At 51.2% G+C, this 25,179-nt stretch carries 27 protein-coding genes; 12 read left to right on the top strand and 15 right to left on the bottom strand.

Annotated elements, in window-relative coordinates:
• Positions 1 to 94: 94 nt before the first annotated feature.
• The 3 genes from MW898_RS18770 to MW898_RS18780 all read right to left on the bottom strand — a co-directional run bounded on the left by MW898_RS18770 (position 95) and on the right by MW898_RS18780 (position 3,520).
• Entirely contained in the window at positions 95 to 997 is a 903-nt protein-coding gene (locus MW898_RS18770; RefSeq protein WP_248909839.1) for an MBL fold metallo-hydrolase, read from the bottom strand.
• The gene (locus MW898_RS18775; RefSeq protein ID WP_248909840.1) at positions 994 to 1,368 is read right to left on the bottom strand and encodes a hypothetical protein; all 375 of its coding nucleotides are present in this window, start codon (positions 1,366 to 1,368) and stop codon (positions 994 to 996) included. Before MW898_RS18775 ends, MW898_RS18770 begins: the two co-directional genes overlap by 4 nt.
• A gap of 1,978 nt (positions 1,369 to 3,346) precedes the next feature.
• Positions 3,347 to 3,520 (bottom strand): hypothetical protein, encoded by a 174-nt coding sequence (locus MW898_RS18780; protein WP_248909841.1) that lies wholly within the window; start codon positions 3,518 to 3,520, stop codon positions 3,347 to 3,349.
• A gap of 292 nt (positions 3,521 to 3,812) precedes the next feature.
• On the opposite strand from MW898_RS18780, the gene MW898_RS18785 reads away from it, so the two are divergent.
• Positions 3,813 to 4,508, top strand: coding sequence for a hypothetical protein (locus tag MW898_RS18785; RefSeq protein WP_248909842.1), 696 nt, complete (start codon positions 3,813 to 3,815; stop codon positions 4,506 to 4,508).
• Between the two features lie 397 nt (positions 4,509 to 4,905).
• Entirely contained in the window at positions 4,906 to 5,172 is a 267-nt protein-coding gene (locus MW898_RS18790) for a hypothetical protein (protein WP_248909843.1), read from the top strand.
• A 79-nt stretch (positions 5,173 to 5,251) separates the two neighbouring features.
• On the opposite strand, the gene gvpM is transcribed toward MW898_RS18790, so the two are convergent.
• The 6 genes from gvpM to MW898_RS18820 form a co-directional block, all read right to left on the bottom strand.
• Positions 5,252 to 5,506 (bottom strand): gas vesicle protein GvpM, encoded by a 255-nt coding sequence (gene gvpM / locus MW898_RS18795; RefSeq protein ID WP_248909844.1) that lies wholly within the window; start codon positions 5,504 to 5,506, stop codon positions 5,252 to 5,254.
• Positions 5,493 to 6,341, bottom strand: a complete 849-nt coding sequence (gvpL, locus tag MW898_RS18800; RefSeq protein WP_248909845.1) for a gas vesicle protein GvpL — start codon at positions 6,339 to 6,341, stop codon at positions 5,493 to 5,495. Before gvpL ends, gvpM begins: the two co-directional genes overlap by 14 nt.
• Positions 6,334 to 6,663 (bottom strand): gas vesicle protein K, encoded by a 330-nt coding sequence (locus MW898_RS18805; RefSeq protein ID WP_248909846.1) that lies wholly within the window; start codon positions 6,661 to 6,663, stop codon positions 6,334 to 6,336. Before MW898_RS18805 ends, gvpL begins: the two co-directional genes overlap by 8 nt.
• A complete protein-coding gene (gvpJ, locus tag MW898_RS25705) occupies positions 6,660 to 7,283 on the bottom strand; it encodes a gas vesicle protein GvpJ (protein ID WP_277999934.1) in 624 nt (207 codons plus the stop codon). Before gvpJ ends, MW898_RS18805 begins: the two co-directional genes overlap by 4 nt.
• A 705-nt stretch (positions 7,284 to 7,988) precedes the next feature.
• Positions 7,989 to 8,243: a gas vesicle protein GvpG gene (gene gvpG, locus MW898_RS18815; RefSeq protein ID WP_248909847.1), complete on the bottom strand. Its 255-nt coding sequence runs from the start codon at positions 8,241 to 8,243 to the stop codon at positions 7,989 to 7,991.
• Positions 8,243 to 8,869 carry a GvpL/GvpF family gas vesicle protein gene (locus MW898_RS18820; protein WP_248909848.1) on the bottom strand — a complete coding sequence of 209 codons (627 nt, stop codon included), beginning with the start codon at positions 8,867 to 8,869 and terminating at the stop codon, positions 8,243 to 8,245. The genes gvpG and MW898_RS18820 overlap by 1 nt, the downstream gene beginning before the upstream one ends.
• A 167-nt stretch (positions 8,870 to 9,036) precedes the next feature.
• Here MW898_RS18820 and gvpA point away from each other — a divergent pair, with 167 nt between their 5' ends.
• The 7 genes from gvpA (at position 9,037) to MW898_RS18855 (ending at position 15,963) form a co-directional block, all read left to right on the top strand.
• A complete protein-coding gene (gene gvpA, locus MW898_RS18825) occupies positions 9,037 to 9,366 on the top strand; it encodes a gas vesicle protein GvpA (protein WP_248909849.1) in 330 nt (109 codons plus the stop codon).
• 120 nt (positions 9,367 to 9,486) lie between these two features.
• Positions 9,487 to 9,990: a gas vesicle protein GvpO gene (locus MW898_RS18830; RefSeq protein WP_248909850.1), complete on the top strand. Its 504-nt coding sequence runs from the start codon at positions 9,487 to 9,489 to the stop codon at positions 9,988 to 9,990.
• 103 nt (positions 9,991 to 10,093) lie between these two features.
• Positions 10,094 to 10,807, top strand: a complete 714-nt coding sequence (gene gvpO / locus MW898_RS25710; RefSeq protein ID WP_277999936.1) for a gas vesicle protein GvpO — start codon at positions 10,094 to 10,096, stop codon at positions 10,805 to 10,807.
• A gap of 1,204 nt (positions 10,808 to 12,011) precedes the next feature.
• Positions 12,012 to 13,121, top strand: coding sequence for a hypothetical protein (locus MW898_RS18840; RefSeq protein WP_248909851.1), 1,110 nt, complete (start codon positions 12,012 to 12,014; stop codon positions 13,119 to 13,121).
• A complete protein-coding gene (locus tag MW898_RS18845) occupies positions 13,114 to 13,284 on the top strand; it encodes a hypothetical protein (RefSeq protein ID WP_248909852.1) in 171 nt (56 codons plus the stop codon). Before MW898_RS18840 ends, MW898_RS18845 begins: the two co-directional genes overlap by 8 nt.
• A gap of 984 nt (positions 13,285 to 14,268) precedes the next feature.
• A complete protein-coding gene (locus MW898_RS18850; RefSeq protein WP_248909853.1) occupies positions 14,269 to 14,580 on the top strand; it encodes a nucleotidyltransferase domain-containing protein in 312 nt (103 codons plus the stop codon).
• A 123-nt stretch (positions 14,581 to 14,703) separates the two neighbouring features.
• Entirely contained in the window at positions 14,704 to 15,963 is a 1,260-nt protein-coding gene (locus MW898_RS18855; protein ID WP_248909854.1) for a site-specific integrase, read from the top strand.
• Between the two features lie 111 nt (positions 15,964 to 16,074).
• Here the strand turns inward: MW898_RS18855 and fmdA (MW898_RS18860) are convergent, their stop codons facing one another.
• The gene (gene fmdA / locus MW898_RS18860; RefSeq protein ID WP_248909855.1) at positions 16,075 to 17,346 is read right to left on the bottom strand and encodes a formamidase; all 1,272 of its coding nucleotides are present in this window, start codon (positions 17,344 to 17,346) and stop codon (positions 16,075 to 16,077) included.
• A gap of 142 nt (positions 17,347 to 17,488) precedes the next feature.
• On the bottom strand, positions 17,489 to 18,013 hold the full coding sequence (locus MW898_RS18865) for an AmiS/UreI family transporter (protein ID WP_248909856.1): 525 nt from the start codon (positions 18,011 to 18,013) through the stop codon (positions 17,489 to 17,491).
• 781 nt (positions 18,014 to 18,794) lie between these two features.
• On the opposite strand from MW898_RS18865, the gene fmdA (MW898_RS18870) reads away from it, so the two are divergent.
• On the top strand, positions 18,795 to 20,054 hold the full coding sequence (fmdA, locus tag MW898_RS18870; protein ID WP_248909857.1) for a formamidase: 1,260 nt from the start codon (positions 18,795 to 18,797) through the stop codon (positions 20,052 to 20,054).
• A gap of 119 nt (positions 20,055 to 20,173) precedes the next feature.
• Here the strand turns inward: fmdA (MW898_RS18870) and MW898_RS18875 are convergent, their stop codons facing one another.
• Positions 20,174 to 20,437 carry a hypothetical protein gene (locus tag MW898_RS18875; RefSeq protein ID WP_248909858.1) on the bottom strand — a complete coding sequence of 88 codons (264 nt, stop codon included), beginning with the start codon at positions 20,435 to 20,437 and terminating at the stop codon, positions 20,174 to 20,176.
• Between the two features lie 163 nt (positions 20,438 to 20,600).
• Entirely contained in the window at positions 20,601 to 22,295 is a 1,695-nt protein-coding gene (gene thsA, locus MW898_RS18880) for a thermosome subunit alpha (RefSeq protein ID WP_248909859.1), read from the bottom strand.
• A 202-nt stretch (positions 22,296 to 22,497) separates the two neighbouring features.
• On the opposite strand from thsA, the gene MW898_RS18885 reads away from it, so the two are divergent.
• Positions 22,498 to 23,142: a hypothetical protein gene (locus MW898_RS18885; RefSeq protein ID WP_248909860.1), complete on the top strand. Its 645-nt coding sequence runs from the start codon at positions 22,498 to 22,500 to the stop codon at positions 23,140 to 23,142.
• A 72-nt stretch (positions 23,143 to 23,214) separates the two neighbouring features.
• Complete coding sequence (locus MW898_RS18890) at positions 23,215 to 23,790, top strand: carboxymuconolactone decarboxylase family protein (RefSeq protein ID WP_248909861.1); 576 nt, start codon at positions 23,215 to 23,217, stop codon at positions 23,788 to 23,790.
• Between the two features lie 99 nt (positions 23,791 to 23,889).
• Here MW898_RS18890 and crcB read toward each other — a convergent pair whose 3' ends face one another.
• Positions 23,890 to 24,252, bottom strand: a complete 363-nt coding sequence (gene crcB / locus MW898_RS18895; RefSeq protein WP_248909862.1) for a fluoride efflux transporter CrcB — start codon at positions 24,250 to 24,252, stop codon at positions 23,890 to 23,892.
• A 1-nt stretch (position 24,253) separates the two neighbouring features.
• On the bottom strand, positions 24,254 to 24,637 hold the full coding sequence (locus MW898_RS18900; RefSeq protein ID WP_248910225.1) for a fluoride efflux transporter FluC: 384 nt from the start codon (positions 24,635 to 24,637) through the stop codon (positions 24,254 to 24,256).
• Positions 24,638 to 25,179 lie beyond the last annotated feature (542 nt).

Consider the following 25,179-nt stretch of genomic DNA (forward strand, 5'->3'; position numbering starts at 1 on the left):
GACCGCTCCGACGATACCGGCCATTCGACAGCAGTCCTCCATTAGTCATAGTGCCAAGCCACCAACACGCAGGAGATATGCCCGCGGGATCGAACTACTGGTCCTTGAGATACTCCAGCGCGCCCTCGACGTCGATCCGGGCACGCTCGGCTGCCACCCCGCCGTTCCATCGAGCAAAGTGTGGAGCAGTGTCGCCTTCCACGATCGACCGAGCCACCTCGCGGCCATCGAGGCAGGCTCGCCAACGCTCTTCGACAGTTTCGACCCATTCCCGAAGCACACTGTTGTACTCTGTAAACGCACCCTCGATATCGTACCGCGGCCCATAGTGTGCGTACAGCAACGTCTCGACGTCGTACTCTGTCAGCCGGTCCAGCGAGTTGAGATTCTCATCAAGGGCAAAGTTCGGTGGCGGTGTTGTCGGTAGCATGGTTCCGGCAATGTACTCGCCGCACTCATCGCCAGTGAACAGCACTCCGTCGTCGGGACCGTACAGACAGATGTGATGGGGCGCGTGGCCGGCGGTGGCGATCACTTCGAGTGCTCGGTCGCCAAGATCGATGCGCTCGCCGCCACTGAGGGCGTCAAAGCGGCCGTCTGGAATCGGCTGTGCCGTTCCGTAGTCATCTGCGAGTGCGCCAGCGTTCTGTCGGACGCTCGTGAGGAGCTTCGAGAGTTTCGCCTCGTCGCTCAAGAAGTGTGCCCCGATCTCGTGGCAGTGGACGGTCGCTCCCGGACAGCGGTCGGCGAGAAAACCTGCTGCCCCGGCATGATCGAGGTGGATGTGCGTGAGGATGATGTGTTCGACGCTTTCCGGGGCGAGACCAAGTTCATCGAGCCCCGCAAGCAGCCGGTCAGTGGCTGTTGACAGTCCTGGATCGATGACCGTCGGCTCGGTACCATCGATCACGTAGGCGGCCATCCGTTCATCGTGACCGAGCATGCCGGTATCGACGTAGTGCAGATCATCGTGTCCGCGGACGGAATGGATAGTCATTGGAGGTCGGATCTACTCTCGTTGAACGCATCGACCAATGCGTTGCGCTCGCCGGACGCAGACTGCACCCACCGACGCCGAGCTTCGAACTCGTGGGCAGTCTCCGGATTCGGCGCTTTGGCGCTGTCGTTGATCGCACGCTTGGAGTGCTTCACAGTCTCGGTGCTTATCGACCGATTCACGTCGACATCCCGGTTGACGACCACGGTGTCTCGTGCCTCGTTGGAGTCGATCATCCCCGTAAAGACGCGGGTGAGGTTATTATAGACGGCGATGCTGAGCGAGTTATTCGTCGGTAGGCGCTCAGGTGTACCCTCGATGATTCCGTCAGTTGGCGCTTCATCGATGGTCTCGTATGCCTCATTTGCCATACTCTATCAAGCCGAATCTGTTCTTGAAAGCTCACCTAAACAGGAGATAATCTCCGGTATGTGGTCGAGGTTCGAATCGATTGCTTCCGTGCCGGCTCTGCTTTGCTCTTCACTGATTTCTTTGTACCCATTTGCTCACAATCATAGAGGCGGTCTAACGTGCTGATGCTTGCCGTTGTCAACAGCAACTTTCTCGATATCGAGCTTTTCGCGTACAGTTCGTTCATCAACGCTAATGAGATGGCCGATTACGGTATCGAGATGATCGAATTTGAGCGACTCAGTGAGCGTTCAGATGGCTTCGACGAGTCATGTGTCTCGTCTGTTCAACTTCATAGAACGACAATCGACCAGCTGAGTGGACGACGTGAAGGTCTTAATCCGAATGTTAACAGTGGCCTGACCTTTCGGCCGATCGCTGTCTCGCCTTCGTCTCGATCGACCGCTGCGACGGCCGCCATACCGAGAGCGATCACACAATTATTGTGGGCCCGGCGGAGTGCTGAGGGGTGTTGTGGAAATTGGACGGATTCCATGTGTTAGAACGTCTCGTCGTTCTTGACGGTCAACTGATGCTGGGATACGAATCAGCAGACTAACTCGATCGATTGATGATGCCAACACGTGGAATCGATCCAGAGTCGTCTCAAGAAATCACCCCAACGTTCTAATATGTGGAACGGACACCGTCTGGACCGTTGCTCGCGTCCGTCTCTCCTCAGACGGCCTCAAGCGTTCTACTGAACAGAACAGTCAATCGGGCACCGTTTACACTCGTACGCTTGTCACAGGATCATGTAAGATCCGGTTGGACGCTCCTGAGTCCCGTTACACCAGTATTTTCGGAAATCTCCTGCCGCCTGACTGGTTGAACACGGGTGCGAAGGTCTGTTCACTGATTGCGAACGGACGGCTACGAGTCAGTGAAGATAGTTACACGAGACGATCGACCAGTTGCCACAGCAAGTAGAGCAGACAGATAAACACGAAATAGAAAAATCACAGCACGAAGCTTGTGGAAGTCGTCTTCGACTGTGAGCTTAACTATCCTCTTGGTCGGTTCGTATGTCCCCGAATTTATATTCAACAGCGTCGAGAGAGATGCAGTGTTATGGATGTGATCGTCCTATCCCTCACATTTGTACACACAGAATAATCACAGATGTCTAAAAGTAATCACCCATTTTCAGGTGGAGTTACGTGAGTGATACTGACCGCGATATACGCAGAGTCAGATATACGTGTGTTCTGTGTTCCGCTGTGAACCAACTCTTCTCTGTCTGGTAGTATACGCTAGCTATATCGACGGAATTTACAGATTAGTGTTCTAAATCTTTTATTCAATTACTGTCTACTACTGTCGGAAGTTTGCTAAAATATCGCATAGTACGATTACTGTTTGGGGCCAGTTCTTGCAAAGTATCAGACAGAAGTGGTTGATCTGATAGTAGACATCGTGTCATAATCGAAACAGACATCATTATTGACGGATAGCCACTTGTGCTAGTTTGTATGATCAGCCTTTGTCCCCAATTGCTTCAAAAGATTGTACGTTGATGGGTGTGTGATCTCCATGTCTGACACATCTCTCGTCACCGAACTTGTTCTACTATCAATTAGTCATTGAAAATCATCAATATTGAGTGTACATACAATTGATTAAGTTATGACCTAATGAGCAGATATTTTTACTGCAGCCTATCTAAGAGATGTGACCTATGTTAATAACTGTGTGTCTGGCAATCCATGACTCAATTTTATCGGGATTGAGCGAGATAACCAGCAACGAAATTCTAGTCACATGAACACGACAAAGAGGTCAATATAGACGTATGATTGAAAGATTGCATTACCCAACTAAAGTCTGCCAGATGGCTTCTGATGCACAATTACTCAAAATCTATCCTAGTAATCTATCTTTCTCTAAGAGGTGAGCAGGATGAATATATCTGATCAGCGTCAGCTAGTGGAAAAATGTCTAATTTTCTGATAGTTCACCATTTTTGTGCTTCCACATCCCCCACAGAAGAAGAGTGTAGACGCCGGTGAGTACAACTCCCTGAACGACTTCGCCGGCATCAAATCGTAGCAAGACGCTGAAGGCGGCGATTACTGAGAATAAACCGAGCACCCGACGACTTGGCTTTGGCATTCGCTATCAATAGATAGTGTATTGTAATAAGATTGATTGCGCTGATTAACATGCGGTACACCTCTCGGTGAGTCGTCACCCACGTTTCAGGTGAAAGAAAAACTGGTCGGGATCAAAAGGAGTGAACGGATCGGCGTGTCACCGCTCAATCGGCTCAAAGGCAGCGACCCGCTTATTGACGGTCGATTTCTGGCATAGATACTACAAATCAGCCCCGCTTTCTTTTCACGCGTAGTTAAACTTCCGTCTTGAGAGGTCCATCCTTTTGTCCGTAAGCCGGTTATGTACAGTAATGAGTTCAGTCGATACCGCCCAAGAAACCGAGCGCGGCTTCGGGCTCTCAAGTCGTGATGCCCGAATCATCGGCGGAGCGAGCGCACTGATGGGGATCAATGTGTTCTTGATGTACGTTTTCGTCGTGACACCGCTCGCAACCATCAACGAGTACCTGTTCTCGGTGCCAATCATCGGCGTTGCTGTGTACGGTGCGGCGATCATGGCTGGACATCTGCTCGCCGAGCGCGGCGTGAAAGGTGGTGACGTGGGCGTCGCGTTCGTCGGCGTGGTCCTACTGCAGCTCGCGTTTGGCATCTTCGGGGCTGGCGTGCTCTCGTTTGCCCCTCGCGGTGACCAGCCGACGATCCTTGTGGTGACGGCAATCGTTGTGACGCTGCTCACGGCCGTGATCGGGGCGTACGTTTATGCGCGTTCGAAGACGTTCGAATCATGGGGTACGGCCGCCAATGTCGCATTCATCGGCGGAATCATCGCAATCGCCATCGGATCGTTTATCCTGCCACTCCTGCTCACGGTCGGCTTTGTACTCATTTTCCTCGGCTTCCTCCTTCGGTTGGGATGGGAGATCTGGCGAGTGCGCGATCAACGGCGGGCGTCGATCGCGCTTCAGACGATCGGCATCTACATCGCCGTCGCTGGTGTCTTCGTCCATGTATTACAGCTCGTGATGCGAGCGTGGAGCCGTCGCTGAGCGATCATTCAGACAATCCACTTGCGGCTCGATGCCAGTACGAACTGCAATCGAGGTCGACGAGCATGATCAGGAGGGTGGCTCGATCGTATTACTCTCGTCGACAGCGAGAATCTGGCTGAGTGTCCTCTGAACGTCATTTCTCGAATTGGTAGAGAGTGGACGATTGAGTTGCTTGTGTGCTATATGAACGTGTACTGCTGCCCGATTTGAGATCTACAGACGTGAGAGGGACAACCCTGTTATTATCCTTGTGAGATATATTCAAAAATATTGCAAAACATGTTACTCCACATTTATTCTTATTCGATATTGTTTATTACTTGGTAGAAAGCGCTTTGTAAGATGCTGATTATGCTGATGTGAGGGTAGTTGATACTCTCGCTGGAGATAACAGATGTCTGTAACGAGAATAATTACGAGCACGATTGGATCGATTCTTGGCCGCAAAATAGGTGATATACTCGGACAAAAGCTCGAAGCGGCTATTTCATTCCAGAGTACGGACGAATCAGACAAGGAAGAATCTGAAGCCGAAGACGAATCGGACAACGAAGTATCTCTGGAAGAGATGTCGAGATATCTTGATGATATGTCTGATGAAGAACTTCAATTGCTTGCGAATCAGCTCGCTGATGAACTCAACGGACGAGAGTCTGAGTGAATGCGGTGTCAAGTCACCGAAAAGACATTAATTTAATCCTCCTGTATAACTTTGTATAAATGACTGCCACGACACTTGTTCACATTTCTCGCTGCAGATTATTCTCTCCAGTGGTTTCACCATGAGCTCGATGCCGGTATCGCCAGTCCCACTCTTCAAAAATTCCGTATTCAGTCATCGTGGTCATGCCCGCAATCGCTGCCCGAAGTTTGAGCCCGACGAGTGGGATGTCAGCAACGGTGATGACAGCGTCGGCTTCAAGAACAGCTCCGTCACGGAGAATGACGTCGAGAAGGTCGACGACCGCATCATCGTCCCGTTTAGTTGGTTGCATCTTCACTCACCCGTTCGTCTCCGATCGCTGGTGCAAATGTATAAGGTGGCCACGGACCAGTAAAGCGGACCGTAACCCCAGGCTCTGCAGCGACATCGTCGAGTATGTCACCAATCTCCTCCTCGCGGTCTTCATGTGCAAGCAGCGTTAGTCGAGCTAGCTGAGTGGTCATTTGATCGTCTTTATCATCCTCACTGTCTGTGAGGTCAATCGACTGTTGACTGATGTCTCGATCGTGTACTTCATAAACAATGTCTGTGAGACGATCGCAAAGAGCTCTTGCTCGTTCGTCGCACCGGCGGCGCTTCAACACGGTGAGACGCTGGTTGTATTGCTTTTTGAGCAGAAAGTTCGTCCCGCCACCAGCTTCCGACTCGTCCATACGCGTCGTGATTTCTCGGAGTTGCTCGTCTTTCGCTTCGAGACCGTCTTCAAGTTCGTGTTCTTCGATCGTGGCGTCGACGTGATACTCCCAGAAGCCCGAAAGCATATCGAGATGATGGGAGAGCGCGTCCACCTGCTCACGTACCCATTCGCGAACGCGATCGTCGTTCCCCTGAATAATCGTATCGAACCGAAATGGCAGTGGCGTTCCAAAACGTTCGCCTACAGCATCGACCACCTGCTGGTGTTGAAGCAGCCATTTACGAAGGAGATCCACCTCATCAGTATCGTATAAGTCATTGCATTCGTGAACGACTAATCCTACGTCGTCAACGGCGATGAGTTCCGTTGGCTCGTCATCGATACCCGTAACCGAAAAATCGGGCTCTTCATTGGGAATTGATACGGCACAATAGAGGTAGCGACCCTCTTTGATAGTGGCGTCATTCATTCTTGAATAGGCTGTGACCGGGGTGTGGTTGACGCGGGTCGTCGACTTGGTGGACAAGATCGTTGACAAGCCCGTTTAGCTCGCCACGAAGGTCATCGACTGGTCCATCGATTCCCTCGTCGGTTTTCAACCGGTCAATCTCTGCTTCGAGCGAAGCGAGCTGCGCACCAAGGCGTTCTACCTCCTTGTCAGTGAGCATCTCAGACTCCATTCGACGGATTGCTTCGCGCTCCATCGCATCGACCAGCAACTCAACGATCGTTACGACGAGTGTCATGAGGCCGTCGCGTGCGTTCTCGCCGTCGACATTAATCCTCGTCATGGCTCTTCTGCGGATTCGTTCCGTTCGTCGGTGCTCTCAACGTCGTCAAATTCAGACGCCTCGGACTCGTTAGATCGGATTGATGTGATATCGGTGCCCAAGCGTCGCGGTCGGGGTCTCGTCGATACGCCAGAATCAATCCGAGGATAGTTCGTAGTGTACATCTTCTCTCCCGTTTTGAAGTCGTCACGATCCCTGGTGATTGGTGGTGTTTTCAGCCACGGAGCGTGTTCTGTGATCGGCGGTTCGGAAAGCGGTGCAACGGGCGTGCCACCGTCCGCTTCCTGTTCCCGTTCTTGCTCCTGATCTTCGAGTTCAGAAGTCTGGGCTTCCTCGTCTTCGTCGCTCGTTTTGCGAGCGTTGATTGCGTTCTGTCCGGAGGCTTCCGCAACGCATTCCATATCAGTTCCTGTGGGGAATTCGAGACCGTACTTTGCGGCCGTCTCAAACGACGCGAGTGCTGCCCGGAGCTGAATTCCTAAGAGTTCCGTGTCACCAATCGTCACCGCAATGTCGGCATTGATAACGACACCCTTCTCCAGTAGCATCTCGACGATGTCTGCTAAGTCGTTGTGTTTTCGGGTCGGACTACCGCTTCGGCTTCCACGTTGATTAGTCATTGATATCACTTTGGTTACTCATTGGCATCACTTCGATTGATTTCAGTTCGGTCACCGTCGATGCGTCGCTGGTCTTTCGCAGTCGAATATTGTCCCGTCTTAGTGACTGTCGAAATCCGGATAGTTCCCGCAACAACCGACGGGGACAACGATGAGTAGGCTGTTGGATTCGCACGGAGAGTCGGTCGACGACATCGAATAGCTTTTCGGTCCGCTCGTATACATTATTTAATCGAACATTTAGTGAACTTTTTATGAATTCGTTGATTTGATCGATCAGACGCGATTGTATCTGGACTTGAATCGCCTCTGACGAATCGATGATACGATCGCCACCGGACAACGACGAAATTGCAATGTTCACTCGTCGAAACGGGTTTGATAGACAGAGCCGGTCCCTGATAGTCCCAGCTCTGTTCCCTCCGGTCTCTGCTTCGTCCTTAGCTCCATCCAACGTACTTAGTGTTGCTTTGTGTCGCCTCCGTGTTTCTGACAGGCACGAATCACCCACCTGCTCGTTGCTATCGCTTTCACTATCGGCTGGTGTACCGATCCCAATTGAGAACTCGTGACCGACGCGTGCCCATCCGAATTCTCTGTGATCACTATCCACTCCCCGACAGCTTCTATTCTTATTTGTGAGTACCCCGAGTAGGTCATTGAGCAGCGAGTCGATGCTGCTGTCCGGGTAGTCATCGTTCGCCATTACTGTTTTACCTTGACTTTGCCGCTGATCGTCTTGCGGGCCTGTTCTGCGACATCGAGTTGGCGCTCCAATTCGACTCGTCGCTGGTCGTACTCCTCACGTGAGCGTTCGCCGATTTCGTACAGAAGGCGATTTTCCTTGATGTCATCTTGAATCTCGTCAATGTCATACAGTTCGTCGATTGCCGTTGACCGGATGATATCGGCGAGTGTGACGAATGGTCGAAAGAGCAGGTCGTCAATGATGAATGTCATTATTGTGTTCCAATCTCAATATCGATGAAGTTGTACGGTGCCCAAGGGCCGCTATACTGGACGGATAGATGATCGTCGTGTTCTTCAGTGATCTCGTCGATCGCTGCACCGAACGCGGCCTGTTGATCGTGATCGACGAGGTATGATCGATTCATCACGAGACGGTCGCTGAATAGTCCGTTTTCTGCCTCTTGTACGCTCATATCTCTGAGCCGATCAGCGACGTCTTCGCGAATTGCCTCCCGATCGAAGGTGCCATCCTCATTGGCAATGAGTTTCACCCCGAGCTCGACTGTCCCGTCGATCTCGTATAGCGCGCGATTGAACATTCCTCGGCCCCCCCGGAGCACGTTCTTGAGCGTCCGTTCGTCCTTAAATACCATCCCGAAGCGCATCGGAACGACCGTTCGTCTTCCGTCCTCCATGACCGCCCTAAGGACATTGTCGTGCGCACGAAGGTTCTCGTCCGTCTGCTCTGGCTCAAGCGTATCGATATCACTTACGACAGCTGCCAGCGGCCGATGATTAACCGTATACACGCGGTCCGCGCCACCGACGCCGGTAACCTTGAGATTATACTCTTCATTCTCGATAATCCCGTACGCGTAGTAGTGTGAATCGCTCATGATTGACCTTCCTCAATCTACTAGTCGTTGTTTACATTCTCTACAAATCGGGATGCAATAATATGATGCCGGCAAATGAAAGCCCGATTCGAGATTTCTGAAGGCGCTTGTATTTGCCACCCCAAAGCGTAAAAATGGTTACGGAATAAAATTATGAAGAAATGAGTGTGAATACAACAAGCCAATGTCAAAGTCAGCGTCCAGATACGTCGAGCCTTGTCGAGGTTATTGATCGTATCCTTGATAAGGGGGTGGTCATCGATCTCTGGGCACGAGTGTCGATCGTCGGCATCGAGATCCTCACGGTCGAAGCACGGATCGTCGTTGCATCGGTTGATACGTTCCTTCACTATGCAAAGCATATCTCAATACTTGAGGAAGTGTGTGAGTCCGGTGACTTGGAGGATCTCAAAAACCTCGAGATTGGAACGTCGCCGATGGTGCAGTCAGCACCGGACAAATCCGATCCACAGATCGAGCAATCCGAGTCGGAATAAAGGTATGACGATAACCAAGTGGCTGCCCAGATCGAACGCACGGTGTTTCACTCTTCAGTAGTATGACCAGCCAAGTGATTACTGAAGTGTGCTCCACTCAATCATAAAAGACAAACGACGATGACAGCCATCGAGCCGAGCGAACATACGATAGACGAGCTGGAAAACGAGATCGAAACGATCGATGATCCAGATGAGCTCCAGTCGATGTTCAAGGCCGAAGCTGACAACAAGGATCGAAAAGGTGCGAAGGTACTCATCGAGCGTCGACTGAGTGAAGTCGAGGACGGTGAAGAAGAGAGCGAGACGACGACAGATACCGACCCTGGAATGGATGAGTCGGATTTTGCGGACAGAGAAGCAGACCTCATCGCTATTCGCAACCGTGTTAGAGAAGTTGCGGCGGATCTCATCGGCCGTGACCTCGACGGAATTAGTTCGATTCGACGCGAAGAGGACAACTGGACAGTCGTCGTCAATCTCGTCGAGCGTCACTCAGTACCGGACACTCAGGATATCATTGGTCGCTATGAGGTCCACCTCGACTCTGACGGCGAGATTACCGGCTATCACCGGTTGAGTCGGTATCGTCGTAGCTATACTGATTACGAAGGATGGTGCTGACTGATCCGAACCATCCCTTTAGATCCTTCAGTCGGCTCGCTGAGTGCCTGCTAGGCCAGCCTACAGTTAGCCAAATTCCAGAAGATACGAATGAGAGTATACTTTGAATCGCAGTCGACCTTCGGAAACGTTCAGCAACGAGCGCCTCCGACTGGTACCGGCCGAACACAGCGTTGTCCGGTCCTACTGTCGATCCAATGTTTATCTCAGTTGTGCCGATCGTACGGTTACAGACACCCAAACAATAATGATTCCCCCAAACCAACGGTCCGCGAATGACGAACCGAACAGCGAAGACAGTGTGGCCGAAACTGCGACGAAACTTAGATCCACGCTCGATTCCCTGAATAGCGCCGACGATAGAGACGAACGCGAAAGCAACGATGAAGACCACGAATCGGTGGATGAAAACAGTAATACAGAAATGACTGACAAAAGTGATAACGAAGAATCTGAGAATGGAAAACAAATTGAAGACAGTGAGACAAAAAACGAAGGCACAGAGGATGAGGAAAAGTCAAGTGAAACAGACACTGACGAAATCAGCACGGATGAGGCGGAGTTGATCGAAATTCGAGACCATGTCCAAGAGGTAGCGGCTGATCTCATCGGCCGCGACCTTGACGGCATTGCGGCAATACACCGCAACGACAGTACCTGGACGGTCGCAGTTGACGTCGTTGAGCGTCACTCGGTACCGGATACTCAGGACATCATGGGTCGCTACGAGATCCATCTCGGGTCGAATGGTGAGATTCGAGAGTACAACTGCTCGAGTCGGTACCGTCGCGGTGACACCGGATACAATGAATGGTAATCGCATACCACTGAACCGTTCGAAGTGGAAGGGAGTAGTTATGTCTCCTTTGCTTCGTGCTCCTCCAAGGGAAGGAGGGACGTTGGTAAGACTCTGAAGAGGTGAGGATTCACTCTGATTTGTCTCTATTCACCTTCACTGGAATTTATTCGACAATTGGACAATTATAGGCGATGAAATTAATTGGGTGTTGGGTCGTCGAGCACAATGTGAACGCCTGAGACCATTCGCCGTACTCTTCTTTCTCGATATTCGAGGTCCTCCTGTCTCTATGCATCTGGTAGTAAGCATCGAATAGACTCCATTACAAATGTATGTCTGTAACAGCAAGAAACATATACAAATTCTTACCGACGAACCGGATTGAATGAATTAACGAAACAGTCATCGACTGCGTCCACACACGAGCTCAGGTGTCCCTTGAACTGTGTCCGCGGGCTTATTATCTCCATCTACAACGATGAATGCAGGGACAATCCAGAGAGCACGGTCACCACGGGTGATATGAATTCTATGATATCTCGAGCAGTCATGTGCAAGCAAAGAGTACAGACTGAGTAGTAGCGTAGGTTGATCCTGGTAACCCGAAGAATTCGCACGAAGCCAGTTCGTCGTAACGTATATGATGGGAAAGAATACGTGACTGGATGGCATAAGCTGGAGGAATAACTCAACGAAGTGCACAAAGCGCATTGAAACAGTCACCAACAAAGTGGAGAAAACTGCTAATGACAACAGACGACTCCAAAGCAAATCAGGAAGAAAGGGTGAGTGAATGCGAACTTGTCCATATAGCACTCACCGACCTGTTCGAAACCATCGTCGACACAGACGACCGAAACCAGCGACCACGAATCAGAAGCAGAAGTGCACACAGCAGTAATACGATGTACGACTACGAGTTTGTCATCAGTATCGGTCCCCAATCTGCAGAACGCGGCAACACCCCCGAAACACTGTCAGCGTCGGCCAGCACAGACCATGCTGTGACCATTTACTCGATAGATGAAGATTATGAAATCACGCTTGATCTTCCGATCGACAATCTAACCGATCTTTCAACAGGTGTTGATTCAGGCACTCATAATCGGATACGATGGCGAGATCGCATAATGCGTTCCTCTTTATCGCGGCGACCTCGGATTTGGGATACGTTGTTCAACACTAATACACTAAATAACTGTCTCTACAGGAGAGTAGCCAAATGAATAGCTCTAGGTCGAGCGAGGAGATATCTGAGACCGTAGCGAGACTTGAGTCCGCAATTGATTCATTGTCTGATGGTGAAAATAACACGACAGAGAGTGAGGAATCAGACGGACAGTCCGACAGTAACGCTTCCTCCGAATTCATTCGAGGGATTCAACACGGAGTTCAGGATGGACTGTTCGATAGTTTCAGTGACGAAACCGAACCGGCTGAAAGTACACTCTATGAACAGTTTAGTCGGCTACTTGGTGAAATGGTCGTGCGAAAACTCACGGAGCAGATACGAGAAATGCAGAGTTCCGAAAGCGAAGTGAATGCGGACGATCATGTCCTGTCTGCATTGTTAGATCGTGAGGACAGCAAATCGTTTTTTGAAGGATGGGACCTCGACAGCATGTTATCGAAAGATGACAACAAGGATAGTCAGAAAATCATCAAAGAATCCAAAGAATTGCTCGAAACGGTTGACGTCTCAAAGTTGTTTGAATTTATTAATATACGGGAATTGCCTAACGTTATCAATTTTGAGGAAGTCCCGGCAGCGATTGCGAACGCTGATCCCAAGCGAGCGGTCGAACTTAAACACCTGGCGTCACTTATCGAGTTCGATGAGCTCTGGGATGCAGTCGAGATTCGAGAGTTCATGCGGAAAAAAGACGAACTCGAAGACGTTGTGGACAGTAAGGAGAGCGATGAGGAAGGTGGGACAGATGGTTCGTCTCTGACTGATTCACTCGAGCCGTTGAATAGCGGAGGTGGCGAGTTGGGCGAGGAGATGACCCAAGCAATACAGGTGGCCATTCAGTCAAAACTCCGGGATGCTGTCGAGGAATTCCGTAGCTCTGTTCTCGATGCGCGCGAGCAGATAAAACAAGCACGCGACGAGGCACAAGCAACTATCGAGGAGACAACTGGTGGCGGAACGGGCCAACCTTCTTCCCGAAATCCGACCGCCTACTCAACAATGGTCTCGGGCTGGAAGAAGAGCGATTGGTCGTCGGCGAAGGTTTCAACCGTTCCCCACAACGTGCGTCGTTCAAGCGCACCGGGTCATACCCGACTGTATGGCTCGCGATTCGACAAAATGGAGAATGACGATGAATGACATCCTCTCCGGCGCAAACACAAAGAGTCCTCGTGAGGGTATCGCTTGCCGACCCACGAAAGCATCTTGCGGGTTCGTATGCTTCTCATTGGAACGGCAAGAGCGTGGTACCTTCGTCTCGGTCGATCTTCAGTACGCGAACGCAACCGATGAGAGCAAATAGCTGAGTGGCCGCTCTTAACCTCAATTCATCCACCGAGTAAATGACTATTCGTCCGGTGGATCGACGCCTGTTCGGCGCGGTCACATGTGAACACAAGGAGATATGTCATTGTGTCTGCGTCGTCCTCCCTGTGATTTTATTGTCTATTATGTTATACTAATGGGCCAACTATCGCATCGAGGGCTTATTCGAGTGTTTGAATTTTTAAGTGTGGGTGTCGGTAGCGGCTGTATGTCTGTACCGTCTCTCAATCAGAATAATAAACTCAATATTGGATCGACTGCTGTAGAACATCAACATTCAGTATTACATGTTGTTAATGTGTCCGAAACTGCTTTCGATTCATCAGCAAGCGAAACCAAGAGTAGTGAAGCTAGATTAACTCAGAACTCTGATCTTGAATCCCAGATTCATATCGAACCATGAGAAGCAGATATACCTGACGTTTCTACCGGGCAATGAGTTTTACACAGTGGAAATATGGACCGATGCTGAAAAAGCAGGCAGTGATCCGGCTGACTCTGAAAATAATAGAGAATTAGAGGAAACACTCAGTCCTGAGGCATCGGAGTATTCGGAGGCTTGGGGTGTTAACCGTAATATAGTAATAGAGTATGAAACAGTTACAGCAAGTAGATTATCTCTACACTAGCGCTACAGTCAGCCAGGTCGATATGTCATGGATATTTACGACGAAGTTTATGCCGTACTGGTTTCGCTACCTATGTTTATTCAAACTTTTCGAGAAGAGTATACGTGCTATTCACGAATCTAGCAGAAAAATTGCAACTAGCAATACAAGGATCTCAATCTGGAAAGGGACGCAACGCCTCAATTCAGCCAAGGACGTGCGCATCTGCTCATCATGTGCTACCAATGATGGGTATGAATTCAAAGCGGATGTGATCCTTCGATTCCCAATGAAATGGCTGGTTTCAGAGCAGGTAAGCTTCTTCGCCGTCCCAACTACGTGGGGAAATTTAAATGACGCCGAAGAACGAACTCGGGGATATGAACAATGAGGCCGCGAACGAGTCGCTGTCGGACGACTCTCATTCAGCCGCCGCAAAGGCATTTGTCGACCGCGCGCAGTCTCTGTGTGGTGACAAATTCGCTGAGCTGTACGCCTTCGACTCTCCTGGCCGTGGCGAGGTCCACGACCTTACCTACGGTGTGATACTCGAATACGGGTCCGCCGTCGGACTCACCCACTCAAAATCAATATTCGAGCAGTCTCAAGAGCAAGGTAATCCATATTTTCGAAACGTCCTTCGTGAGGCCTGTTCGTATGTCTAAGGATGACGATCCTACCAGAAACGAAGGTCACAGACCAGCTACGACAGGCTCGGTAAGTACTTGCCAACGCCGAAGACGCACAGAGAGCGGAGCTGTTCAATGCGGTCGTCATCTTAAATAATTATGCCCCACTACACACGCTTTGAAACGCTTGAGGACTTCGCGGACTTTTACCGCAGGGAAATAATTCCAGCGCTACGTACAGATCCCGATATTGACGTTGACCCCGACTCCGAGACACCGACGTATCGCTGGCTGAAATCAAACTATTCGGGCTTTGTCGCACGGCTCCGACGTGATCACGACCTCTCTCCCGGCGACTTTTACGACGCTGTTGGCATCCCGCCCACCCCCGACGACGCAGAGGACGCATGGGGAATCGGCCACGAACCAACAATTCAGGGACTTGAGGACTACCTCGAAGAACTCGACCGCGACCGTGGGCGCGCTGGGACTACCGTTGGTCCGCGTCGATCCAGATTGAACACCTACGTCACGGCTTATTGTGACGTAAACGGTACAAACGACCTGTTAACACCGCTGCTCGACGAGACGGCCAAGCCCGACGAGATAGCACGCGTGCGCGACACCTTCCGGGTGCTCGACGAACAGTTGGGCACTCTCGCCTCGAAAAAGAAGTATGTCTCGGCGGTGCAGAACTGGTATACGTTCCTCGAAGAGATGGGGCGCAGTCTCTATAACCCGGCCGAGAATCTTTTGAACCGCTTCGGCTGGGACGAAACGCCGCTCTACGACCATCCTGCACTCTCACGCGAGGACCTCGATGCGCTGCTCGCTGTTGCGAATGCCGATGAGCGGTTTCTTCTGCTCGCACTTGCTGGTTGGGGGTTGCGGCCTGTCGAGGCGTGTGAGCTTCACGTGGACCAGCTGGTACTTGATCCCGGACAAGATGAAGTGCCGTATATCGCATTCGACGCTGGCGAGCGGAAGAACGCCCGCCGAACACGCAATACGGTCGAACTTCTTGTCGGCATCAATGCGATTCACGACCGAATCGACGTGCTCAGCGTGAAGGAAGAGTGGACAGGATACCTTCTGCCAGGTCAGTCGATCCAACGGCCCATGTCGACACAGACCGCACGACGGTGGTTGCGAGATCTTGGTGATCGGGCGAACGTCCGGATTGACGGAGGGCATCCGCTCCCGAAGATGGGACGGCGGACGTGGTACCGTCTCTATCGCCAGCAGCGTCCTTCGATCGAGGCAGGCACCGCTGCAGTCGCGGCCGCACAGGGGAGCCGCGATGCTTCGGTGTCCAAGCGCAATTACCTCGACGAACGAACCCGTCGACAGGCGCGTGCTGACGCAATGCGCGAACTTGTCCAAGCTGAGCTTGCAGAACTCTTCGAGACATACCTCTGAGTAGTCGAAATGCTTACAAGAAATTCATTAGTTGTGGCTATAGCTGATGGCCCTCACGCGATCACGACATAAATGCCGACAAGGCTGCTTCGCCGGATCGTCCGGACGGCGTCATCCAAGCGGGTCATCTGTAATACTAATGTTGCCGCGGTCTTTCTCCTCGCCTAAATTCCCTGGAGAGATGTCGAAATCGAACACGCCTTTCGGGAGGGCGAGCGTCGAGCAGGCATTAGGGACATCAACGACTCCGCTCTGTCGTCCTTCGATGGGGACCGTCCCCAAGATGTGGTAGGCCTGTTGGCCGGTGTATCCGAATTTCTTCAGATAATCGATTGCCTGGAGCGAAGCGCGCCGATACGCGGTGTGCGAGTCGATGTAGTGTTGCTCTCCGTCTTCTGTGACCGAATACCCACAGAAGGTAACGTAGTCTTCGAACGTTGGCCCACGATTCCCCGGCTCGAATATTGGATGATCGACGCCGTGCTTGTCCATGCCATCTTTAATGAGATCAAACTCGAGATCGATGTACGCAGCCATCTCGATTGCCCCACAGAATGAGATTTCACCATCACCCTGAGACGCGTGGAAATCCCCAACACCGAACTTTGCCCCCTCTACGTAGACCGGAAAGTATACTGTGGATCCAATCGAGAGGTCCTTGATATCGTGATTTCCACCGTGCTCACGGGGTGGAACGGTCCGTGCTGCCTCTTCGGCAGCCGCTTCGGCTTCGTCTGCGTCCATCTCACCCATCAGCGCGCCTTCCTTCGTCGGGGGATTCGCCACCGGCGGTTCCGCTTCGCCAGTCGGATGATTCTGGATCGATTCTGGATCCTCTTCGTGTTTGTCGATGAGTGCTTGTTCGCGCTCGTTCCACTCTTCGAGAAGTTCGTGATCTGGAGCACACCCTGCCAATCCGGGATGGATCTTCCCCTGATAGCGGACGTCCGGAATGTGACGAGATGAGACGGTGTAGCCGTCAAGGTCCCAAATCGATTTCGCTGCGTTGGGAAAATGATCAGTGAGGAACCCGCCGCCGTTCTGTTGTGAGAATGTTCCAGTGAATCCAAACTCAGAACGGTCGTTGAGTGGTCCCATGTCGAGGAATTCCACTTTCAGCAAGTCACCAGGTTCAGCACCGTTCACATGAACTGGCCCTGCCAGATAATGCACCTGACTTAGATCTACGTCACGGACCTCGTTTGCGTTGTCGTTGTCTTGAATCTGGCCTCCTGTCCAGTCGAGTGCTTCGAGGCGCATGGGTTCTCCCAATTCGGCCTCAACGACGGCAGGTATGTCCGGATGCCACCGATTGAATGGGTTGGCACCGGGTTGTTCATCAGGCGGACTGTCTACGTCAACTTCGAATGTTACTTCTGGCATAGCTATCTCCGGTCAGTTGACTCCGCGTATATGTTCTCTCCGTCTAAGCTTAATAGTTATGAAAAATATAATTCATTTCATTTTCGAATGGTATTCGGAATTATAACATAGCACATATTCATACGCTGATGGACCTGACCGCTCAGGCCCACGGCCAAAATCCGGCGGCCATCAGATAGCCAGCAGCGCCAGTTAATATACCGACAATTGCCGTGAATCCGCCGATTGATCCGGTGTATTCGGTGCGTTCTAGCCCGAGAAGGATGAAGAACGTGGCCCAAAGTACGGCCCAAATCCACCACAGAACTGCAAGCCCGACATCCCCTGTTTGTAAGACGAGAAACCCGGTGGGAACAGCCACAACGGCCACGAAGGCACAGTACCAGCCGAATGACCGTTGGTCTTCAATCCCTCGATATGCGTTCACCCCGAGCCAGAGATAGGTAAACGAAAAGAGCATCGTTCCAGCTGCTTCGAACGGTGTCCCCGCTGAAGCTTCCCCTCCAAATCCCCACCAGATCACGATTGCGAACGTAATAATTCCGGTGAGGAGATTAAACACGGCGACATCAGAACCGTCGCCGCGTCCAAGTAACCAAATCCCATTAACTATGAGGACCCCCCCGACAAAGAGAAGCCCCATGCCAAGAACGTCATACAACGCCATGTCATTTCACCCTCTGATTTCCATCTTTAGTCATTAACTATGACAAAGGCTTGTAGTGCATTATAATTTTTTATCGTAGTTTGTCGAGAAGCACTCTCTGATGACGAAAAATGGTAGCTGCAGGCGGACGATGAAGCATACTTTCTTATTTCCACTGTCCTTGACGTAGATATGTTCTTCTGCAAGATGCCTATCGATGACGTAATACGAATCTGAAATCGCACAAAAAGTGGGCGCGTCGGGATATTTTCAGTGTTGATGAGGTTCTTTCTTACCTTGGCAGCTACCCACAAGCAGGTAAGCAATACTAATTGGCAAACAAGTCATTACAAACGTATGCTTGTAATGGAAAGCATCGCGTTTTTAGAAACATAGATGCCATCGGGAGGATGAACAGAGGAATTGAATCACCAAATCCTCAGAGTTTCTCTACCACTGCCTCTGTACAGAGGCACTAGCTGTTCACCACCGCAGTAGAGTGACGAAATGTTGGGTGACAAAGTCGATAGGTCTGTGATACAGGTGGTGTCGAACGTGCGTCGGTAGCCAATCATTGGCTGGTGAAACTGTCGGACGCACCAATCTTGGGAGTGTCGTCGAACCGTGGCTGCTATCCTGAGTCTGGTCGCTCAACTCTAGCCCTGTGACCTTCTATCTTGACGGGATATAAAATATCTATAACAAATATAAAACGAATTCAATATATATCTAATTTTTCCTTTTCCACTACGTTAGTTATAGCTATCTATAATTACCCCTGCGTTGTATGTAAACATGTATCATGCCAGAATCAGTGTTTGAGGTTGACGTCGATGCAGATATCGACGAACAGCCCGATCCGATTGTCAACCGCTGGCATCCTGACGTGCCGCCAGCCGCGAGTGTAGCGCCAGGGGAGACATTTAGGGTGGAGCAGTTAGACTGGACGGGGAATCAAGTGAACAACGACGACAGTGCAAACGACATTCGAGATATGCGTCTCGATCCGAACCACCACTTGAGTGGACCGATCGAGGTTAAAGGGGCCGAACCGGGCGACATACTCGTCGTTGATATTCTCGATCTCGGTCCATTCCCGGACAATGAATGGGGTTTTACCGGGATTTTCGACTTGGAGAACGGTGGCGGATTCCTGACTGATCATTTCCCTGAAGCTCGAAAAGTCATCTGGGATTTCGATGGCGTCTACGCGTCGTCCAGACACATCGATGACGTTCGGTTCCCGGGGCTCGCACACCCTGGGATCGTCGGGACCGCACCGTCGCACGAGCTTCTTGATGAGTGGAACGAGCGCGAGCAGGCGCTTATCGATCGAGGGCCTGAAGCAGAGACGGGCGTGAACCACGAAACCCGCGAGGATCAGCCCCCGCTTGCTCTTCCACCCGAGCCAAACGAAGTCTTATTAGGAGATATGCCCGAGGATGAGACAGAAGAAGCCGCCGAAAAGGCCGCTCGAACGATTCCACCGCGTGAGAACGCTGGGAACTGTGATATCAAGAATCTGAGCCGTGGGTCACGAGTCTACATACCAGTGTTCGTCGAGGGGGCCAACTTCATCGTTGGCGATCTCCACTTCTCGCAAGGCGACGGTGAGATCACGTTCTGTGGAGCCATTGAAATGGCTGGTTTCCTCGATCTCCAGGTTGACCTCATTAAGAACGGCGTCGAGAAAATGGGGACCGATTACGCCATGTTCAAGCCAGGCTACCAAGATCCTCACTTTTCAGAGTACGTCGTGTTCGAAGGCTACTCGGTCGATGAGGACGGTACCCAGCACTACAAGAATGCCAACGTTGGCCTTCGACGTGCGTGTCTCGACGCCATCGACTATCTCACAAACTTCGGGTACACGCGTGAGCAGGGATATTTCCTCCTGAGTACGCTGCCTGTCGAAAGCAGGATTGCAGGTATCGTCGATCTCCCGAACACCTGCGTCACCGTGTCGGTTCCACAGGAAGCCTTCGATATCGACATCGACCCAGATACGCTCACCGACGAAGCCGGTGTCTCAGACCGTGGCAGCGTCGCCAAGACATCGTGAGCGTACACCGACACACCCTATCATACTTTCTTGGAATCGTTCATGACGAACATGAGGGGTGGCTGACGATCTTACAAGATGTGTACCAATAGTTTGATCATGGTCCCTGCTCTCGCTGACTACTCGTCTCTCACCTGTATCCACCAAAGATGTTGGTGGACATTCCACTTCCCACTTTGAAGATTCTGCGAGATCGTATACTCATTGCCCTGTGAGTCGACCACCGTGACAGAATAGCGATTTGTGTCGACTATCTCTAATGGTTCATCTTGATCGTTGAACAGCAGCTCATCCCCTATCGAGGCGTCCTCGATACGCTTTGAGAGTGTCGTAGATGAAAGTGCTTCGCGCGCCGTTTCGTCAGTAGGGTCGTTCGAGTCCATCTTCGATCACCTGATGCACGTTTGGTTTGTGGATGAAGAGACCATGTCATTGTTGGTCATCTCTCCGCTCCTGTCGATTCTACACTCTGTGGCAGGAAATGTAAGGATTTCCAAGGGGTAACGAAGGCGGGAATGACTCGAGTGCCCGTGCCATGCTCCCCATCTAATGTCCGATTGCCCATGGATATCCTCCCGTCGATGCGTGGACGGTATCGGAATCATGTTCGTGACCGTGATCGTGATCGTGTTCTTCTCCGTCGACATTGCGATCGGGCGACGCCGCGATGATGTCATCTATACGAATGATTATATTCGATGCCTCCTGAGCACTTGTTATCGCGCGCTGTTTGATTGCGGGAGGCTCCAGTACTCCCGCGGCGACCATGTCCCGGACGTTTCCTGTCAAGACATCAAGTCCGGCGGTGTGGTCGCCTTCATGCTGCCGGGTGCGAAGGTCGATGAGACTGTCGATCGGATCAATTCCTGCGTTCTCCGCGAGTGTTCGGGGAATGACCTCAAGTGAGTCAGCAAACGCCGTAACTGCCAACTGTGATCGCCCACCGACACTCGCAGCGTAATCGCGGAGATCAGCAGCAAGCATAACCTCGGACGCACCCCCACCGGGAAGCACTTCCCTGTGTTCGATAGCCAGTTCGAGCGCAGAGAGACAGTCATCGAGAATCCGCTTCATCTCGTCGTTAACGTGTTCAGTCCCGCCACGGAGGACGATTGAAACTTGTCTCGAATCAGAACCACCCGTAACAATCGCTAGCGCTCGGTCGCCAACTCGGCGGCGCTCGACCATTTCTGCGTGGCCGGTGTCGGTAGTGGTGAGATGAGCAACCGACCCAACGTGCTGAGCGCCGGTTGTGCGCCCGAGTTTGAGCAATTCATCCTTGCGCGTACGCTCGACCGCGAGTATACCTTCACGAGCAAGGAGATACCGGATTGGATCGTCGATGCTCTTTTGACAGAACACAACATCGGCGCCAGCGTCTGCAATCGTCGTAACGTACTCATCGTATATCTGGTCTTCGTATTCGAGCAATGCCGGACGTTGCTCAGGGTCATCGAAGCTGACGGTCCCGAAGGTGGCTGCCTCGATCGTCAGTTGAGCGTCGATGAGCGCGATCGTGGCGTCCGCTATCCGTCGTGGAAACGCCGTGTCTGGAGAGACCAGCGATGTTGACGACCGGTCCATATCGATCACCAGACCGTCAACGACGTTCGAGTCGCGAGGGCCACTGCCAGCTATGGCCTGATGGGTAATATTCCGACGGTCGATACTCTCATCGTGTTCGATCGCTTTCACCGCTTTGACAGCGAGGTCGGCGAGAAACTGTGCATCAGGGTCTTCCCACTTTCCCGTAATGACCGTTCGGGCGATCTCCCTAAGTTGATCGAGATTATCGGTATCGATCTCGATTGTGGCTCGTCGTAGCGTTTCATGCACGCGCTCGGTTGCTACGTGATAGCCATCAGAGATAGTGGTGGGATGAAGCCCCTGTTCGATAAGGTCTGCTGCATTTCCGAGCAGTTCGCCTGTCAAGAGTACAGCAGTCGTGGTTCCATCACCCGTCGCATCCTCCTGGGTTTCGGCCACACGAACCACCATCTCAGCTGTCGGGTGATTGATGTCCATCCGATCGAGGATGCTTGCCCCATCGTTTGTGACGACAATTTGTCCGTCTGAGCTGATTAGCATCTTATCCATACTCTTCGGTCCGAGCGTGGTTCGAATCGTCTCCGCAAGCGCCTGTCCTGCGGAGAAATTGGTGTGTTGGGCATCGTGACCTTTGAGCCGTTCAGCGTTCTCGTTTACTGCCGGATACAGTTGATGTATACTGCCTCTACCCATTGTAACACCTTCTATCTTAACGATGCGGTCTCATAAAAATATACCACACAATCACCTACCGACGAGCAAATGATTGTTGTTGGAATTGCGGTGGAGGCCATAGGTACCTAAGACTGATGAACCCCAGTCGTGGATGCAACTGAAAGCTACGATCAGAATCACAGCCATATTTAATCAATCACCCCGCCCTAATGGACACGTTATGGCTGAGGAGACATCATCAGATATTGAGGACAGCATTGGTCTTTACTTACGTGTCTTGGATATCTTCGGTACGGATTCGTTTGAATCTGATCTGCTAATTGAACAGTTACTCGAAGACGATGTCAGCCACGTCACCGACGGGCACGAGATTGAGCACCATCTGGATGTGTTAGTTGAGCAGGGGGTGCTGAATCGGGGAGATGGACAGTACCGGGTTCGTTGTACTCCGGAAGAGGATCTTTCAACGTGGCGCGAGCGTACCTGCTCGGCAGAGACGATCTACCGGCTGATTCACCAAGCAAAGCGGCAACGGGAGGGTGAGTTAAACGGCAACGCTGTTGAGGTCTTCGAATACAAAGGTGAAGCGTTCGTAAGCATTCTAGCCAACGAAAAAACCACTCTCCCGGATCTCGTGACGACGATGACAGAGCGATTGGGTCAGTCTTCGACGTATGAGGGGATTGTCCTCCGATCGCCGGCTGCCCAGCTTGGGCATGTTCAGCAACTGACCGATAAACTGTGCAATGAAAAGAGAATTGCCGACACTGACCTCTCTTATCACTTTGAAAAAGTGGCCTCCAACATTAGAGGAGAGCACAAGGACGACCTCGAATACCGACTCTACCTTCGAGCAATTCGGTGACGACTCTGCCGACATCGTTAGCTACACGACACCGAAACAGTAACATTTTTAGTGAACGTTTGTTCGGACTGTATGTCGTCTCGTCCAAGCATTATCGAACCCGGAGAATCGACCGACGAAAACATCAACAAGTTGTTGTACGAGTCCGAGGAGGACTGGTATGGCGATGCTGCGTTCTTCGGTGCGATGGCTCATCAGCCGACACTGCTTACGCGGATCGTGTCTCTGTTCGATGCGTTTTCGCAGGGTGAGCACATTGACGCAGAGACCTTGGAACTGATGCGACTCAAGGTTGCGGAGACCCACCAGTGCGCCTACTGCGCAACCGTCCGCACGCAGGACGTGCGCGATGAGGTTGCACCTAAAGAGGCGTCTGTGTTCGGAGAAGTCGATACCGATGCCTTGACGCGGCGTGAGTACCTAGCTGTGCGGCTTGCTGAACAGCTATCAGCGGATCCTCACCGCATGACCGATGGATTTTTCGAAGCACTTGGGGAGGTGTACTCAGACAGAGAAATCATCGAACTCTTGTTATTTGCCAGCATCGAGGTGGGGCTTGATCGCTTTTGTATCGCACTCGCACTCGACACGACCGAACGGAGTCCGTATCCAACTGGACTGGAGTATCCCTTCGAAAACTTCGACTAGAAACGGAGAGTAAACGAATTCGGCGAATGGGGTACACGCACGAATTTATGTGAATCTGATCATCCGAACGTCGACTGTGGCATGGCTTTGTTGTCGAGTTTATCCAAGTAAGCGGACAAGGACCCATGCTAATCCAATCGCCATGATGGCTCCGATAAGAGTTCCCACGCTATTGAGAATCGCCCACGTTCGATTGTCTGTTGTCCAGAGATGGACAGTATCGAACGAAAAGGTTGAGAACGTTGTGAATGATCCACACGCACCCGTTCCGAGAAGCAATATCATCTGCTCATTCGCCCCGATGAACGTGAGTACCGCCAGTACGAAGCTCCCAACGATGTTTACTGTGAACGTTCCGAGAGGAAACGATTCTATATCAACTAATTCGACAACGCCATACCGAAGAAGCGCTCCGATTGTCCCTCCGATCCCGACGAGGTGAGCTGGCTCAATCGGTACCATCTTACTCGACCTCCATCAATCGCGTGACTGCTCGACCGAGGAGGACACCACCGAAACCGAGTACGTAGTTGGCGAGTACGTTTATTCCCATCAAAACTGGTGTAGAAGCGAGTGTCGTCTGGAGCGCAAACGTGCTGTACGTGGTAAACGAGGAGAGAAACCCCGTTGCTGCGACCAGATGTGTTTCGTTGGATAACATATTCGTGTGCATCGCCTCGTACAGCATGAACCCGAGCATGAGACTACCGGTCGCGTTAGCGATTAGGGTTCCCGGAAGACCAGGAAGTACCCCAGCGACAAAATACCGGAGATTCGCTCCCGCAAAACCACCGATTCCGATGAGGACCACCGTTTCCAGCCAAATGAGTGGCGGATCATCTGATATACGCATTGCTATACCTAATGGATAATTCAATATCTGCAAGGCTAGATTTCATACCTATTGTAGACGATTTAATTTACGCACTATTATATTCATTGGATACAGTAGAACAATAATCATGTATGGGATTCGATATAAATCAAGATAGCTGACGAGTTGAGCAAGTGCAGCCACCATTAGATCCAAAAAGAAAAGTACAAAATAGCCATAGGGCATAATTATATATTATTCATATCATGTGGTCCCGTATGGATGGTTATAGGATGGCTGATACAGTAACGGTCTGATACGGACGACTTAGATACGAACCACTGACAACTCTCAAGCAGTTATCCAATACGGGATCAGATGAGATAAAACACAATCATGTAATTTGAACATTAAACCAAAAAAAAAAACAATTAGTATAAATTTCAATGTGATAATTGATATGAGATATGACAATATTGAGTTGCCATCTTCTACATTATCGATTGAACACAATAGATTTTGATGGCGATGTGCTATCTATATTCTGTCCGAATAAATCCACTCGGAAATTTTTC

It is taken from the genome of Halocatena marina (genome assembly GCF_023276375.1).
Lineage (GTDB): Archaea > Halobacteriota > Halobacteria > Halobacteriales > Haloarculaceae > Halocatena > Halocatena marina.

Excerpts from the sequence above, each read along its gene's own strand:
- gvpL (WP_248909845.1), bottom strand. The coding sequence starts at position 6,341 with ATGAATGACGCCACTATCAAAGAGGGTCGCTACCTCTATTGTGCCGTA.
- MW898_RS18855 (WP_248909854.1), top strand. The coding sequence starts at position 14,704 with ATGCCCCACTACACACGCTTTGAAACGCTTGAGGACTTCGCGGACTTT.
- MW898_RS18885 (WP_248909860.1), top strand. The coding sequence starts at position 22,498 with ATGGCTGAGGAGACATCATCAGATATTGAGGACAGCATTGGTCTTTAC.
- MW898_RS18875 (WP_248909858.1), bottom strand. The coding sequence starts at position 20,437 with ATGGACTCGAACGACCCTACTGACGAAACGGCGCGCGAAGCACTTTCA.
- MW898_RS18775 (WP_248909840.1), bottom strand. The coding sequence starts at position 1,368 with ATGGCAAATGAGGCATACGAGACCATCGATGAAGCGCCAACTGACGGA.
- MW898_RS18785 (WP_248909842.1), top strand. The coding sequence starts at position 3,813 with ATGAGTTCAGTCGATACCGCCCAAGAAACCGAGCGCGGCTTCGGGCTC.
- MW898_RS18850 (WP_248909853.1), top strand. The coding sequence starts at position 14,269 with ATGACGCCGAAGAACGAACTCGGGGATATGAACAATGAGGCCGCGAAC.
- MW898_RS18820 (WP_248909848.1), bottom strand. The coding sequence starts at position 8,869 with ATGAGCGATTCACACTACTACGCGTACGGGATTATCGAGAATGAAGAG.
- fmdA (WP_248909857.1), top strand. The coding sequence starts at position 18,795 with ATGCCAGAATCAGTGTTTGAGGTTGACGTCGATGCAGATATCGACGAA.
- MW898_RS18830 (WP_248909850.1), top strand. The coding sequence starts at position 9,487 with ATGACAGCCATCGAGCCGAGCGAACATACGATAGACGAGCTGGAAAAC.
- MW898_RS18780 (WP_248909841.1), bottom strand. The coding sequence starts at position 3,520 with ATGCCAAAGCCAAGTCGTCGGGTGCTCGGTTTATTCTCAGTAATCGCC.
- MW898_RS18840 (WP_248909851.1), top strand. The coding sequence starts at position 12,012 with ATGAATAGCTCTAGGTCGAGCGAGGAGATATCTGAGACCGTAGCGAGA.
- gvpJ (WP_277999934.1), bottom strand. The coding sequence starts at position 7,283 with ATGACTAATCAACGTGGAAGCCGAAGCGGTAGTCCGACCCGAAAACAC.
- gvpM (WP_248909844.1), bottom strand. The coding sequence starts at position 5,506 with ATGCAACCAACTAAACGGGACGATGATGCGGTCGTCGACCTTCTCGAC.
- MW898_RS18865 (WP_248909856.1), bottom strand. The coding sequence starts at position 18,013 with ATGGCGTTGTATGACGTTCTTGGCATGGGGCTTCTCTTTGTCGGGGGG.
- thsA (WP_248909859.1), bottom strand. The coding sequence starts at position 22,295 with ATGGGTAGAGGCAGTATACATCAACTGTATCCGGCAGTAAACGAGAAC.
- fmdA (WP_248909855.1), bottom strand. The coding sequence starts at position 17,346 with ATGCCAGAAGTAACATTCGAAGTTGACGTAGACAGTCCGCCTGATGAA.
- gvpG (WP_248909847.1), bottom strand. The coding sequence starts at position 8,243 with ATGACATTCATCATTGACGACCTGCTCTTTCGACCATTCGTCACACTC.
- MW898_RS18890 (WP_248909861.1), top strand. The coding sequence starts at position 23,215 with ATGTCGTCTCGTCCAAGCATTATCGAACCCGGAGAATCGACCGACGAA.
- MW898_RS18845 (WP_248909852.1), top strand. The coding sequence starts at position 13,114 with ATGAATGACATCCTCTCCGGCGCAAACACAAAGAGTCCTCGTGAGGGT.
- crcB (WP_248909862.1), bottom strand. The coding sequence starts at position 24,252 with ATGGTACCGATTGAGCCAGCTCACCTCGTCGGGATCGGAGGGACAATC.
- MW898_RS18790 (WP_248909843.1), top strand. The coding sequence starts at position 4,906 with ATGTCTGTAACGAGAATAATTACGAGCACGATTGGATCGATTCTTGGC.
- MW898_RS18770 (WP_248909839.1), bottom strand. The coding sequence starts at position 997 with ATGACTATCCATTCCGTCCGCGGACACGATGATCTGCACTACGTCGAT.
- MW898_RS18805 (WP_248909846.1), bottom strand. The coding sequence starts at position 6,663 with ATGACGAGGATTAATGTCGACGGCGAGAACGCACGCGACGGCCTCATG.